14 protein-coding genes are annotated in these 15,019 nt (G+C 39.3%); all 14 read left to right on the top strand.

Features of this window, described 5'->3' with window-relative positions; genetic code table 11:
- Window positions 1-303: 303 nt before the first annotated feature.
- The 14 genes from galU (at window position 304) to ACO0U8_RS10195 (ending at window position 15,018) form a co-directional block, all read left to right on the top strand.
- Complete coding sequence (gene galU, locus ACO0U8_RS10260; RefSeq protein WP_421670737.1) at window positions 304-1,191, top strand: UTP--glucose-1-phosphate uridylyltransferase GalU; 888 nt, start codon at window positions 304-306, stop codon at window positions 1,189-1,191.
- 891 nt (window positions 1,192-2,082) lie between these two features.
- Entirely contained in the window at window positions 2,083-3,123 is a 1,041-nt protein-coding gene (gene wecA / locus ACO0U8_RS10255) for a UDP-N-acetylglucosamine--undecaprenyl-phosphate N-acetylglucosaminephosphotransferase (protein ID WP_421670736.1), read from the top strand.
- Window positions 3,124-3,177: 54 nt separating this feature from the next.
- Complete coding sequence (gene rfbB / locus ACO0U8_RS10250) at window positions 3,178-4,263, top strand: dTDP-glucose 4,6-dehydratase (RefSeq protein WP_421670735.1); 1,086 nt, start codon at window positions 3,178-3,180, stop codon at window positions 4,261-4,263.
- Window positions 4,263-5,162: a dTDP-4-dehydrorhamnose reductase gene (gene rfbD, locus ACO0U8_RS10245; protein WP_421670734.1), complete on the top strand. Its 900-nt coding sequence runs from the start codon at window positions 4,263-4,265 to the stop codon at window positions 5,160-5,162. The genes rfbB and rfbD overlap by 1 nt, the downstream gene beginning before the upstream one ends.
- Before the next feature lie 48 nt (window positions 5,163-5,210).
- Entirely contained in the window at window positions 5,211-6,089 is an 879-nt protein-coding gene (gene rfbA / locus ACO0U8_RS10240; protein WP_122094931.1) for a glucose-1-phosphate thymidylyltransferase RfbA, read from the top strand.
- A 3-nt stretch (window positions 6,090-6,092) separates the two neighbouring features.
- Complete coding sequence (gene rfbC, locus ACO0U8_RS10235; RefSeq protein WP_122094933.1) at window positions 6,093-6,653, top strand: dTDP-4-dehydrorhamnose 3,5-epimerase; 561 nt, start codon at window positions 6,093-6,095, stop codon at window positions 6,651-6,653.
- Between the two features lie 7 nt (window positions 6,654-6,660).
- Complete coding sequence (locus ACO0U8_RS10230; RefSeq protein ID WP_217203927.1) at window positions 6,661-7,911, top strand: flippase; 1,251 nt, start codon at window positions 6,661-6,663, stop codon at window positions 7,909-7,911.
- Window positions 7,898-8,809 carry a glycosyltransferase family 2 protein gene (locus tag ACO0U8_RS10225; protein ID WP_217203926.1) on the top strand — a complete coding sequence of 304 codons (912 nt, stop codon included), beginning with the start codon at window positions 7,898-7,900 and terminating at the stop codon, window positions 8,807-8,809. The genes ACO0U8_RS10230 and ACO0U8_RS10225 overlap by 14 nt, the downstream gene beginning before the upstream one ends.
- The gene (locus ACO0U8_RS10220; RefSeq protein WP_217203925.1) at window positions 8,806-9,987 is read left to right on the top strand and encodes an EpsG family protein; all 1,182 of its coding nucleotides are present in this window, start codon (window positions 8,806-8,808) and stop codon (window positions 9,985-9,987) included. Before ACO0U8_RS10225 ends, ACO0U8_RS10220 begins: the two co-directional genes overlap by 4 nt.
- Before the next feature lie 30 nt (window positions 9,988-10,017).
- Window positions 10,018-11,064: a glycosyltransferase family 4 protein gene (locus ACO0U8_RS10215; protein ID WP_217203924.1), complete on the top strand. Its 1,047-nt coding sequence runs from the start codon at window positions 10,018-10,020 to the stop codon at window positions 11,062-11,064.
- Window positions 11,061-12,167, top strand: coding sequence for a GDP-mannose 4,6-dehydratase (gene gmd, locus ACO0U8_RS10210; RefSeq protein ID WP_122094942.1), 1,107 nt, complete (start codon window positions 11,061-11,063; stop codon window positions 12,165-12,167). Before ACO0U8_RS10215 ends, gmd begins: the two co-directional genes overlap by 4 nt.
- A gap of 2 nt (window positions 12,168-12,169) precedes the next feature.
- On the top strand, window positions 12,170-13,132 hold the full coding sequence (gene fcl / locus ACO0U8_RS10205; RefSeq protein ID WP_217203923.1) for a GDP-L-fucose synthase: 963 nt from the start codon (window positions 12,170-12,172) through the stop codon (window positions 13,130-13,132).
- A 4-nt stretch (window positions 13,133-13,136) separates the two neighbouring features.
- A complete protein-coding gene (locus ACO0U8_RS10200) occupies window positions 13,137-13,595 on the top strand; it encodes a GDP-mannose mannosyl hydrolase (RefSeq protein ID WP_217203922.1) in 459 nt (152 codons plus the stop codon).
- Between the two features lie 7 nt (window positions 13,596-13,602).
- Window positions 13,603-15,018 carry a mannose-1-phosphate guanylyltransferase/mannose-6-phosphate isomerase gene (locus ACO0U8_RS10195; protein WP_217203921.1) on the top strand — a complete coding sequence of 472 codons (1,416 nt, stop codon included), beginning with the start codon at window positions 13,603-13,605 and terminating at the stop codon, window positions 15,016-15,018.
- Window position 15,019: the final 1 nt, after the last annotated feature.

Below are 15,019 nucleotides of genomic sequence, written 5' to 3'. Positions count from 1 at the left end.
TAATGCAGCAAATTGTGATGATAAAACCGCCGAACAGGTTCAACATTCCTAATTTTGCGTCTTAGGCTTACCGTTTGGTGCTGCTTACTGGTATCGTAATCACATATACAGAATATGTATTTGATGTTCCGGGTGAGCAGTATGGTCCCCTAAATGACATCACAGGGTCTATACTCACGGAAGAAAATATCGTGCTGGGTAATAAGTTTGCATTTACATTTTCAGCCTGGTGAACTACCTGACGTACTTTGGTGCTAACTGACTGAATTTACACACAATAGGTTTCAAGGAGTATCCTTTACAATGTTAAAAGCTGTTATCCCTGTTGCCGGTCTGGGCACACGCATGTTGCCAGCGACGAAAGCCATTCCAAAAGAAATGCTGCCTATCGTCGATAAGCCTTTAATCCAGTACATCGTTAATGAATGTGCTGCAGCGGGCATCAAAGAAATTATTTTGGTTACGCATTCCTCAAAAAATGCGATCGAAAACCACTTCGATACCTCATTCGAACTGGAAAGCATGCTGGAAACACGCGTCAAGCGTCAGTTGTTGGAAGAGGTGCAGTCCATCTGTCCTAAAGGTGTGACCATCATGAACGTGCGTCAGGGGCAATCCAAAGGTCTTGGTCATGCTGTTCTGTGCGCCAAGCCATTGATTGGTAATTCACCTTTCGCAGTTATCCTGCCAGACGTTCTGATGGACGATTCCACCAGCGATCTGCGCAAAGATAACCTTGCCGCCATGCTGTCCCGTTTTAAAGAAACCGGTAACAGCCAGGTTATGGTTGAAGAAGTGCCGGAAGAAGACGTCTCTAAATATGGCGTTGTCGATTGTAACGGCGTTGAGGGTGAGCCAGGTAAAAGCACACCAATGACGGCAATCGTTGAAAAGCCAGAGCGTAAAGATGCGCCATCCAACCTCGCCGTAGTCGGGCGTTATGTTTTCTCCGAAGATATCTGGCCGCTGCTTGCGATCACACCTTACGGCGCAGGTAATGAAATTCAGCTTACAGATGCAATTGCACTGCTAATGAAGAAAAAAACCGTTGAAGCTTTCACTATGACCGGTCGTTCACATGACTGTGGCGATAAGCTGGGTTACATGAAAGCCTTTGTGGAGTACGGCGTGCGCCATAACTCACAAGGTGACGCTTTCAAAGCCTGGCTTAAAGAGTTTGCTGGCGAGTAATTTACTGACTTTTGTGGTTCTGAAAGCACCATTTTTATGGTGCTTTTTTATGAGCGAAGAGATCCTGCTTGTGAACATGACCGCACAGCTAAAAAGACTTTTATGAAAGAGTGATTTACGTCTTTATGCCTGGAAAATAGGCAAGCAGTCACTTATTTATTAATCGAAATCCTATTATAAAGTAATCATGACCGAAGCATTTATGCATCGATTACCTACAGTACGTTATCTATACAATGTTGTTGTTTAAATAGGCATTTATTCACAAAATAGGTGTGTTTAGGCTGCGTTAATCAGAGTATTGAGCTAGGCTATGTGCACAAACACAAATCAACATTAAATCGTGGCTGAAAATCATATTATCGCAACTCTGAAGTTTATATATTACTGAATTAGTGATGGAAAAGTAGAGTGACTGTTATTAACCGATTTGTGTACAGAGCTAACCGGTTACGTTTTTAAACAAAATCAATGTGTTCTGAAGATTATCGCGATGTCTTTTAAGATGATTAGGTCTTGCTATCGCATACGTTTAGGATAAAAATTACCGATTAAGTCAGTCAGGGGAGGTTCCCTGGTTAGTAAGAGTGGAAGATGTTACTCTTATAAGTGTTTGATATTTAGTTTTTTATCAAGATAAGCACATTGGTAGCTTCAAAGCCAGGGGCGGTAGCGTGGATTTTTACTGTGCCTTGTTTAACTGCAGTACAAATTTACTTCGCTTTTGTCTCCATTACCAAGACAGACAGGGTTGTACAGGTCGTCAGTTTACCGGAAGCAAAATTTATTAAATGGCTAAAAAACTACGTTCATGAAGTTTCATAAGTATTTATCATATATTAAAAATATTTAGGGTGTATAAAACATTAATCTATTGAACATGGTGCGGTCATGCAAGAATATATTATAATATTTTTTAGTGCGTTAGCTTCATTATTTGTTGCCCGTAAGGTTGCCCGGCGCGTAGGATTAGTAGATAAACCTAATGCAAGGAAACATCATAACGGGCATATTCCTCTTGTGGGCGGAGTTTCAATATATATATCTATTTGGGTGTTGTTTTTTTTACAACCAAATTGGTTTCCAAATTTTGAATACTACATTACTTGTGTAAGTCTTCTGTTATTTGTTGGTGTATTGGACGACAGGTTTGATTTGCCAGTTACGCCGCGAATTTTGCTCCAGGCTTTTGTCGCTATAGTCATGATGTTCAGTGGATTACATCTTTCTTCTTTAGGCGATATATTCCTGGGGTATGCCGTTGGGTTGGGCGTGCTAGGGTATCTGATTACTATTTTTGCGGTTATGTGTGCAATAAATGCATTCAATATGGTGGACGGTATTGATGGACTTTTGGGGGCATTATCATGCGTAAGCTTCGCCTCTCTAGGTATCGCCTTCACTTTACATGGAAAATATGAACTCGCACAGTGGTGTATTTGTTTAACCATCGCCTGTTTACCCTATATTCTTCTTAATCTTGGCATCCCGTGGGGACGTAAATTTAAAGTGTTCATGGGAGACGCCGGGAGTACATTAATTGGATTTACCGTAATCTGGTTAATTATTCTTGCAACGCAGGGGACAACTGCCATATTGCATCCGGTTACAGCATTATGGATTATCGCTGTTCCTTTGATGGACATGATTCGCGTTATGATTTCAAGGGTCAGACGAGGTGACAGTCCCTTCAAACCCGATCGTGAGCATTTACACCACATATTATTGAAATATGGTTTTACGCATTCAACTGCGTTAGGTGTTGTATTGGCCATAGCAATATCATTCTCTGCAGTAGGCATCTACGCTGATATGATGAATTATAACCAGCTTGGTGTTCTCATTTTGTTTATTGCTTGTTTTGGCGCTTTTGTGTTGTTTATAAATAAGCTGGCTAAGATAGGGTCGCTTAAAGAAAATAATAGATCATAGCGATATTTTAAAACTTAAAATTCAGATTTAAGATGGATAAAAAGAGAAAGTTAAATGAAGATATTAGTGACAGGTGGTGCTGGGTTCATAGGATCTGCGGTAGTTCGCCATATTATAAATAATACTCAAGATAGCGTGATTAATGTCGATAAGCTGACCTACGCAGGTAATCTTGAGTCTGTTTCCATGATCGCTCAAAATGACCGTTATGCTTTCGTCCAGGCTGATATCTGCAATAAAGAGGCAATTGATCAGATTTTTGCGGTGCACCAACCTGATGCCGTCATGCATCTGGCTGCCGAAAGTCATGTTGACCGTTCAATTACGGGGCCGGCTGAATTTATTGAAACCAATATTGTAGGGACTTATACCTTACTTGAAGCGACGCGTGCTTATTGGTCACAGCTGACGGGCAATAAAAAAGAGGCATTCCGTTTTCATCATATCTCTACCGATGAAGTGTATGGAGACTTGCCTCATCCGGATGAGTGGAATACTGAGGAAAAACTTCCTCTCTTTACTGAAAAAACGCCTTACGCACCAAGCAGCCCTTATTCAGCATCGAAGGCATCAAGCGATCATCTGGTTCGCGCCTGGCAGCGCACGTATGGCCTCCCTTGTATTGTCACCAACTGTTCTAACAATTACGGGCCGTATCATTTCCCGGAGAAACTCATTCCTTTAGTGATCTTAAATGCATTAGAAGGAAAGAGTTTGCCGATTTACGGTAAGGGCGATCAGATTCGCGACTGGTTATATGTAGAGGATCATGCTCGCGCGCTTTATACCGTGGTCACTAACGGCGAAGTTGGCGAGACATACAATATCGGAGGACATAATGAGAAGAAAAACTTCGATGTGGTTATAACTATTTGTGATCTGCTGGATGAACTGGTTCCTAAAGAAAAATCCTATCGCGAACAGATCACGTATGTGACTGACCGCCCGGGTCATGACCGTCGTTATGCGATTGATGCAGAGAAAATTAATCATGCACTTGGCTGGAAACCGGTCGAAACATTTGAAAGCGGTATCCGCAAAACTGTTCAGTGGTACTTAGATAATCAGTTGTGGGTGAACAACGTAAAAAGCGGGGCCTACAAGACCTGGGTTGAGCAGAATTATGGAGAGCGCAAATAATGAATATTCTTCTGTTCGGTAAAACGGGTCAGGTAGGTTGGGAATTACAGCGAGCACTCGCACCGTTGGGAACGGTTATTGCGCTTGACGTACATACGCAAGAATATTGCGGAGATTTCAGTAATCCTGAAGGTGTTGCAGAAACAGTCCGCCGTATTAAACCTGATGTGATTGTCAACGCTGCTGCCCATACAGCTGTTGATAAAGCGGAATCAGAACGGGATTTCGCACAGCTATTAAATGCAACAAGTGTTGAAGCTATTGCAAAAGAGGCTGCTGCCATCGGTGCTTGGTTAGTCCATTATTCCACAGATTACGTTTTCCCTGGTGATGGCGTAACCCCATGGACTGAGGATGATGCAACCGGGCCGTTAAATACTTACGGTGAGACGAAACTTGCCGGAGAAGTGGCCGTTCAGAAGTATTGCCCGAAACATCTGATTTTTCGTACAAGTTGGGTGTATGCCGGTAAAGGAAACAACTTTGCTAAGACTATGCTTCGACTTGCTAAAGACAGAGAAGAACTGTCAATCATCAATGATCAGTTTGGCGCGCCTACAGGTGCAGAACTGCTTGCCGATTGTACCGCTCATGCAATCAGAACAGCGCTTAGCAAGCCTGAAGTCGCGGGTCTTTACCATCTGGTAGCTTCAGGTTCAACTACCTGGTTTGACTACGCTAATTTGGTTTTTGCTGAAGCTCAGAATAACGACTTTAAACTGGCCTTAAAGAAAACGCTACCTGTTGCCACAAGCGCGTATCCAACACCCGCACGGCGCCCAAATAACTCCAGGCTCGATAACCGTAAATTCCAGCACACCTTTAATTTAACCTTGCCATCCTGGGATATCGGCGTTAAACGCATGCTTGCAGAGTTATTCACACCTTCAGGCCTATAAAATGATTGTACTGCCTCAAGCGGCAGATTAAAAAATTGAGAGCTTAATATGACCACTCGTAAAGGAATTATTCTCGCAGGCGGATCTGGCACACGTTTATATCCTGTAACAATGGCAGTGAGTAAACAACTCTTACCTATTTATGACAAGCCTATGATTTATTACCCGATCAGCACACTCATGCTGGCGGGTATTCGAGATATATTAATTATTAGTACCCCGCAGGATACACCTCGTTTTGAACAATTACTGGGAGACGGTAGCCAGTGGGGGTTGAACCTGCAATATAAAGTTCAAGAAACTCCGGATGGCCTGGCTCAGGCTTTTGTAATTGGTGAAGAGTTTATTGGTGACGATGATTGTGCGCTGGTGCTTGGTGACAATATTTTCTACGGGAATGATCTTCAAAAACAATTAGAAACAGCGGTGGCTAAAAAGTCTGGTGCAACGGTATTTGCATACCATGTTCATGATCCTGAGCGCTACGGTGTTGTTGAGTTTGATAAAGCAGGAGTAGCCATCTCTTTAGAAGAGAAACCTGTAGAGCCTAAAAGTAATTATGCAGTTACGGGTTTATATTTTTATGACAATAGCGTTGTTAAAATGGCAAAAGGATTAAAACCGTCTAAGCGTGGTGAGTATGAAATTACCGATATCAATCGTATCTATATGGAAGAAGGCCGACTTCAGGTTGCAATGATGGGCAGGGGCTATGCATGGTTGGATACAGGTACACATCAGAGCCTCATTGAGGCAAGTAACTTTATTCAAACAATTGAAATGCGCCAAGGACTGAAAGTTGCTTGCCCCGAAGAAATCGCTTTCCGCAAAGGTTTCATAACAGCTGAACAGGTTAGGGTATTAGCCGAACCACTATCAAAAAATAACTATGGTCAATATTTGCTGAAAATGGTCAAAGGTCATTGATTTATGAATGTTATAAAAACTGAAATTCCAGATGTATTAATTTTCGAGCCAAAAGTATTTGGTGATGACCGTGGGTTCTTCTTTGAAAGTTTTAACCAGAAGATATTTGAAGAAGCCGTTGGTGGTAAAGTGAATTTTGTCCAGGATAACCATTCCAAATCTTCAAAGGGTGTGCTTAGAGGATTGCATTACCAGCGTACACCGCATGCACAAGGTAAACTTGTTCGGTGCGCGCAAGGTGAGGTATATGACGTTGCCGTTGATATCAGGGAATCATCTCCGACATTTGGGAAGTGGGTAGGTGTTTACTTATCCGCTGAAAATAAACGTCAGCTTTGGATACCTGAAGGTTTTGCACATGGTTTTTATGCACTTAAAGATAATACAGAATTTTTATATAAAACGACGGATTACTATTCTCCAAAAGATGAATCATGCATCGCTTGGGATGACTCAACCCTAGCAATTGAATGGCCAATTGAAAATTCAAAACCTGAGCTATCTTCAAAAGATCTCTTAGGTAATAAATTTGCAGATATAAATACAAAAAATGTAAATTCTTAAGGCAGATATGAGCCTAATAAAACATAGTATATACAATCTAGCTGGTTTTGTTATCCCTACATTAGTAGCAATTCCTAGTCTAGGTATATTGGCTCGAACGCTGGGAACAGAGAGTTTTGGTTTATTTACCCTTGCGTTTGCTGTAGTGGGATATGCAAGCATATTCGATGCTGGTCTCACAAGAGCAGTGATTAGAGAAATCTCAATATTTAGAGAGGATTTGCAAGAAAGAAAAAATATAATATCGACAGCAACTATTACCGTAGCAATTCTTGGGCTATTTGCTGCTATATTAATATTTTTATCCGTAGGTAAAATAGCCGGTTTTCTAAACGTTTCGAATGATCTCACTAGCAATTTTGAAAAATCTTTTAAATTACTATCAATAGCAGTGCCTGTATTTTTGGTAAATCAGATTTGGCTTGCCTCCCTGGAAGGGATGGAACGCTTTGCTAATATAAACATTCAGAGAACTATAACCAGTTCAGCCCTTGCAATACTCCCTGCAATATTTGCATACTATAATCATACATTATATTCAGCAATTTTAGGTTTGGTAATCGGTAGAATTGCCTCACTAACAATTAGCTTTTTTTTCGCGCAAAAATTCATTGTCAGTGCAGGTATACGTTTCAATTATAAAACATTGCGACGTCTAATTATGTTTGGTGGTTGGATTACTATCAGTAATATTATTAGTCCTATTATGGTCTATTTCGATCGCTTTGTAATTTCTCACGTTTTAGGTGCGAGTAAAGTTGCATTTTATACGGCACCATCTGAGGCTGTGGCAAGACTCTTAAACATACCTGCGGCCTTGTCGAGAGCATTGTTTCCTAAGTTGAGCAGTAATAGTCTGGCGGCTGATAAAAACAAACTTGAGAAGCTGAGCTTTTATCTTATGCTCGGGGCGTGTTTACCTATAGTCATTGTAGGTTTTGTCTTCGCAAATACTATTATGACTGTTTGGATGGGGAGTGCTTATGCGGGTGAACCTGCTACTATATTAAGAATCCTTTTAATCGGCTTTATATTCAACGCATTAGCGCAAATACCATTTTCAAAAATTCAGGCAGCAGGGTACGCCAAAATTACTGCTACCCTTCACATGTGTGAGTTGGTCCCATATTTAATAGCGCTGTATTATCTTACGAACCATTTTTCGCTTATTGGGACGGCAATTGCCTGGACCTTAAGAGTTAGTTTGGATTTTTTTGCATTATATATTTTGTCTAGGAAGAAATATGTCTCACGTTGATATAGCTATGGCAACCTATAATGGAGAGTCTTATATTGAAGAGCAAATACTTTCTATTATTAATCAAACATACTCTTCATGGACTCTCTACATAAGTGATGATGCATCAACTGACAAAACACTCGACATTATTAACAAATACGAAAAAATAGATCCGCGAATAAAGCTGATTAATACTGAAAGGCAGGGAGGGGTTGTTAACAATTTCAACTGTGCACTCAGTGCGACTCGTGCAAACTATGTCCTTTTAGCCGACCAAGATGACTATTGGAATCATGATCGAGTTGAGAAACTGTTTTCTTATATCTCTGCAAGAGATACGTTTGATAAACCACTGATGGTTTTTAGTGACTTAGAAATTGTAGACGACAAGTTAGTCACGATATCTGAGAGCTTTTATAAAAGTAATTCTATCGATCCTCTGAAGAATTTAAACCCTGTGCAACTATTGTGGAAATGTAGCGTTTATGGTTGTACTACTATACTTAATAGAAGATTGTTAGATAAATGCCTGCCAATACCTGCAGGAATAACAATGCATGATAATTGGTTGGCACTAAACGCCGCCACTGAAAACGGTCTCGAATACCTCGACGTTAGAACTATTCGGTATAGGCAACATAGCAACAACGTCGTTGGTGGTGGAAATAAAGGCTTTATTAAAAAACTTTTATCATTAAATAAGAATATTACTAAGATGATAAAGTATCGTGGAAGTATAAACACTCTACTTGACGAAGCAAAAAATATACCATCGAATGATATTCTGCAGGGAGTAGACATCAAAGGTAAAAAAAGCGTTGATTTTGCTTTTAAAGAAATATTTCCAGCGATTTTTTTTCAAAGTAAAAAAGCTTATTCAATCTTAATTTTCATTATTTTCATGGTAAAACGATGATCTATTTTATCTATTTTACTTTGTTGTTATTCATAGCTGCTTATGGTTTTCAGAGACAAGGAAGAATATTATCTTTAATCATCACCTTTATAACATTTGCATGTACCTACCCAGCTGGAGGTGATTGGATAGGATATTTTCTGAATTATGACTGTATTGAAAATAGTATTTGTACTGTAAATACACCGACTTTCGAGTTCGGTTTTAATATATTTGTTTCAGCATTTGGTGGGCTTGGTTTTCTTGGGTATAACGCGCTAATTGTTGCCTTTAATGTTTATGCAATCAATCGATTCTCAAAGAAATTCGAAAATCCAGCATTTATATTTTTCGCGTTAATGAGTTTTTTTAGTTGGGTTATTTATATTGAGGCTATACGACAATCGATAGCTATTTCATTATTATTAATTGCCATTCCTTACTTGTTTAGTAAAGAAAAGTACAAGTACGCATTATTAATCATATTGGCAACAACATTTCATACGACTGCTTTAATTGGTTTGATTTTTCTAATTCCAATGATTTCAGTAAGATTATCTAAGCTGAGTTCATTCGGTGTGTTAATTGTATCAATTATATTTTTGGTAATGCCTGTTGTAACTTTAAATATGGTGTATATGCTTTTGCAGCCAGGTAGTATTGCGCAGCAAAAACTTAGTTACTATCTGAGTTCTGAAGCATACCAGCCACAATTTTCGGCGGGTATTGGTACTATTTTTGACTTTTTGTTATTATTTATAGTCATAAAAACATATCTCAATATTAACAAGCATAATGATTTCCAAAAATCCTCTCTAAATATAATAATACCTGGCGTGGTTTTGTATTTTAGCTTTAGCATCATTATTGGAAAGATGATGCCAGTAATGACTCGTATTGGTTGGTATGGTGTACCATTTTTAGTTATTTTTTTGAGTGCAAATATTTCTAATTCAATATTTATTGAAAAGATAAATTATAGGGCAAAAATACCACTTATTAGAATATGGTTGTACTTATTCTTAATATCTCAAATTGCACGCCCTTTGCTTTACGACCATTCAAGATACGGGATTTTAAATCAAACAACAATATTTCAGCAAGTTAACTATTTAGATGACCGTGGTCTTTACGCCCGTGCAGAGCAAAAATGTCAAGTACTGCATAAAATGGGGCTAACTTTTCTTTGTTCAATTTAAAGAATATCTGGCTAATTACTTGGAGAGCTTGTGATTATAATTGACGGTATTATTTTCTCCCTGCAACAGTCGGGTGGGATTTCTGTTTATTTCGATGAGTTGATAAAAGAAATTAAAAAAAATGATATTTCCTATAGTTTGATTGTTTACGATAATAATAATCCTTATGTTGAAGGGTTGCCTGTAAATACTAAGACTCGATTAAATATGAACATTGAACGGTTTCTTGATGTTGATCTGGGTTTTTTCGAAAAAGGAAGTTCTATTTTCCACTCAAGCTATTATCGCTTGCCGAATAAAAAAATCAGGAGCGAGTTAACTGTAATCACAACAGTTCATGACTTCACTGAAGAGATTTTTTCTCGTGGCGCTAAAAGTTATGTACATCATTGGCAAAAGAAGAGAGCTATCTTAGGGAGCGATGGTATTATTTGCATTTCAGAATGTACAAAAAAAGATTTATTAAAATTCATTCCAGAAGCAGCCAATATACCAATTAAAGTAATATATAACGGTGTGGGTGATTTTAAGCCTGCAGCAAACAAAAAATCTTCAGAGAAATATGTGCTTTTCGTCGGTGCACGAAATGGATATAAAAACTTTAGCGCCTGTGTCCAGTCATTGTCGACTCATTCTGACTTAAATCTTGTTGTTGTTGGTGGCGGGCAGTTTACTAATGACGAGATTAACTTTTTGGAAGGGAATGTTCCTGGAAGATATCGACATGCCGGTTATGTAACAGAAGTCCTTCTTAATGATTTATATTCACAAGCCTATTGTTTAATCTATCCGTCATTGTATGAAGGATTTGGTATTCCAGTTATTGAGGCTATGAAATCTGGTTGTCCGGTCATCGGTAGTAATAGTTCTTCAGTGAGTGAGATAGCTTCAGGCGCTGCAATTTTAATAGACGATATTACAAGTGATAAGATTAGTGATGCATTGGTGGTACTAAAAGATGATGTTTATCGCAGTAATTTGATCGCTACCGGATTTGAGCATTCTCAAAAATATTCATGGTCGAAGATGGCAGAGCAAACTTTAAATTTCTATAATGAAATAAGAGATCCAAAATGAAAAAAGCATTAATCACGGGTATTACTGGTCAAGACGGTTCTTATTTAGCTGAACTCTTATTAGAAAAGGGCTATGAGGTTCATGGTATCATTCGCAGGACTTCGTCTTTTAACACAGAACGTATTGATAGCGCGCTGAGCAATAGTAAAAATGTTCATCTGCATTATGGCGACCTCACAGACTCATCTAACTTGATCCGTTTAATGCAAGAAATTGAACCTGATGAAGTTTACAATCTGGGGGCTATGTCCCACGTTGCCGTCTCATTTGAGTCGCCAGAATATACCGCAGACGTCGACGCGATTGGCACTTTGAGACTTTTAGAGGCGATCCGTATTTGCAAATTAGAAAATAAAACTCGCTTCTACCAGGCTTCCACTTCTGAGTTATATGGCTTGGTGCAAGAAATTCCTCAAAAAGAGACAACCCCTTTCCATCCACGCTCACCCTATGCTGTCGCTAAAATGTATGCTTATTGGATCACTGTGAACTATCGTGAATCTTATGGGATGTATGCCTGCAATGGCATCCTCTTTAATCATGAGTCTCCGCGTCGTGGAGAAACATTTGTCACCCGAAAAATCACCCGTACGCTTTCTAATATTGCTCAAGGTTTAGAAACTACTCTCCAATTAGGCAACATGGATTCTTTGAGGGATTGGGGGCATGCAAAAGACTATGTCCGTATGCAGTGGATGATGCTGCAGCAAAATGAAGCCGATGATTTTGTAATCGCAACAGGCAAACAAATCTCTGTCCGAGAATTTGTCCGTATGTCAGCTGCTCAGCTCGGTATCGAGTTGCAATTTAGCGGCACCGGGATTGATGAAATTGCGACAGTAGTTTCGGTTGTTGGAGAAGATGCACCGGGTGTTAAAATTGGGGATACTATTGTTTCTGTTAATCCTCGATATTTCCGTCCTGCAGAAGTTGAAACCTTATTAGGTGACCCGAGTAAAGCTAAGAATGTCTTAGGATGGGAACCTCTTATTACTGTTGAGGAGATGTGTACAGAAATGATAAGACATGATCTCAGCAAGGCAAAACAGCATGCGTTACTGAAAGCAAATGGTTATGACGTTTCAATTTCTGTGGAAAGTTAAAGATGAAAAAAAGAATATTTATTGCAGGTCATCGTGGCATGGTAGGGTCGGCTATCTATAAAAAGTTGTCATCCATCTCAAATGTCGAATTAATTACCCGTACTCATCAGGAACTTGATCTTCTTTCACAAAAAGATGTAAGTGAATTCTTTTCAACTGAGAATATAGATGAGGTCTATTTGGCAGCCGCCAAAGTGGGTGGGATACATGCTAACAATGCTTTTCCCGCTGAATTCATATATGAAAATATGATGATCGAATGCAACGTTATAAATGCTGCTCACTTGTCAGGAGTTCAGAAATTATTATTTTTGGGGTCAAGTTGCATTTATCCTAAAAATGCTGATCAACCAATGGCAGAGAACGCTTTACTTACTGGTGTCCTTGAACCGACGAACGAGCCCTATGCAATAGCAAAGATAGCCGGAATAAAAATGTGTGAGTCATACAGCAGGCAATATGGCAGAGACTACCGCAGTGTAATGCCTACAAATTTGTATGGGGAGAATGATAATTTTCACTCTGAAAACTCGCACGTCGTTCCTGCTTTGTTACGTCGCTTTCATGAGGCAATGCTTAACGATGATGAAGAAGTTGTTGTCTGGGGGAGCGGACAGCCAATGAGAGAATTTTTGTATGTAGATGATATGGCTGACGCCAGCATTTTTGTAATGAATTTGTCCCAGTCTACCTATAATGAAAATACTCATGAAATGTTATCTCATATTAACGTAGGAACCGGAAAAGATTGCTCTATTAAAGAGCTGGCCTTGACCATTGCAGATGTTGTTAATTTCAAAGGAAAAGTATCCTTTGATAGCTCCAAACCTGATGGTACACCACGTAAATTGATGAATGTTGAGCGCTTGGCCGACATGGGTTGGACCTACACAACCGCTTTGAAAACAGGGTTGGAAAAAACCTACGCCTGGTTTTTGGAAAATCAGCAACTGATAAGAAAATAGTATTATGAATCTGTTAAGTGATGATGATTTTCTGAGAGTTATTCAAAATACACCTCTCGTTTCCATTGACTTCATTATACAAAATAGCTCCGGCGAGTTTCTTTTGGGGAAACGGCTTAATAAACCAGCAAAGAATTTTTGGTTTGTCCCTGGTGGTCGTATCCGTAAAAATGAAAAAATTGAAGATGCATTTCTTCGGTTGACATTCGATGAGTTAAAAACACCTCTTGAATTTAATGGTGCTGCTCTCCGAGGTGTATATCAGCATCATTATGAAGATAGCTATGCTAGTGACAACATCTCCACTCATTATGTTGTGCTCGCATATGATGTAAATGAAGATGTTAATTTAGAACGCTTGCCTTTAGAACAACATAATAGTTATAAATGGTTTGACATAAATGAACTCATGAAATCTGATGATGTTCATTTGTATACAAAAAACTATTTTCAGAATAGGTAATAATGATATGTCATCTAAATTGCTGCCAATAATTATGGCTGGTGGTGCTGGTAGTCGTTTGTGGCCTTTGTCACGTGCACTTTATCCCAAACAATTTCTTGCTTTAACCTCGGAAAGCACTATGTTGCAAAATACTATTTCGAGATTGGAAAATGTGTCACATCTACCCGCCTATTTCATCTGTAATGAAGAGCACCGCTTTATAGTTGCTGAACAGCTTCGTTCAAAAAATATATCATACGGTGGCATATTTTTAGAGCCTGTTGGTCGTAATACCGCTCCCGCAATTACACTTGCCGCACTACAGGCACAACAGAATCAAAATGATCCTCTTCTGCTTATCTTAGCAGCAGACCATGTCATTAAAGATGAGGATGCTTTTTTAAGGGCAGTTGAAGTTGCTTTGCCACATGCTGAAAATGGAAAGCTAGTTACTTTTGGGATTGTGCCATCATATCCTGAAACGGGTTACGGTTATATTAAGCAAGGCGAACCAGTGGGTAATTCTGCCTATGAGGTTGATGCTTTTGTTGAAAAACCAGATATGGATAAAGCGTGTGAATATTTATCCACAGGAAAATATTATTGGAACAGTGGCATGTTCCTTTTTAAAACATCAAAATACTTATCTGAAATCAAAAAGTTTCGCCCTGAAATTTACAACGCTTGCTTAAAGGCATTATCGGGGCAACATACTGATTTAGATTTTATCAGACTAGACGATGATGAATTCCTTCTCTGTCCTGAGGAGTCTGTCGATTACGCGGTAATGGAGCAGACAGAAGACGCTGTACTAGTGCCGATGGATGCAGAGTGGAGCGATGTGGGTTCTTGGTCTGCCCTTTGGGACGTGAATGCCAAAGATGATTCAAATAATGCAGTACGTGGCGATGTGATTACGTTTAACACGCATGACAGCTATATTTACTCGCAAAATAAATTAGTGGCGACTGTCGGCGTAGATAATTTAGTCATAGTAGAAACTAAAGATGCTCTTCTGGTTGCGAATAAAAGCCACGTACAAGATGTAAAGGAAATTGTTAATAAATTAAAAGCACTCAATCGCACAGAGTATCTCCAGCATCGTGAGGTTTACCGACCATGGGGATCGCATGATGCAGTTTCCGAGGGTGCCAGATTTCACGTAAAAAAAGTTACTGTTAATCCAGAACAACGCACCGCCACACAAATACATCACCACCGTGCCGAACATTGGATAGTTGTTAGCGGAACAGCCAAAGTTCGAAGAGGTAATGAAACATATTTAGTGACTGAAAACGAGTCTACATATATACCGATCGGAATCGCCCATTCAATTGAAAATCCAGGTAAGATTCCCCTTGAAATTATTGAAGTCAGGACAGGGATCTACTTATCTGAAGATGATGTTGTTCGTGTCGATGATCGAGGTGTGGGATATTGAC

The organism is Rahnella sp. EDr1-12, from assembly GCF_049206505.1.
Taxonomy (GTDB): Bacteria; Pseudomonadota; Gammaproteobacteria; order Enterobacterales; family Enterobacteriaceae; genus Rahnella; species Rahnella rivi.
Note: the sequence above shows the minus strand (reverse complement) of the source record. Positions and strands in the feature narration are given on the sequence as shown.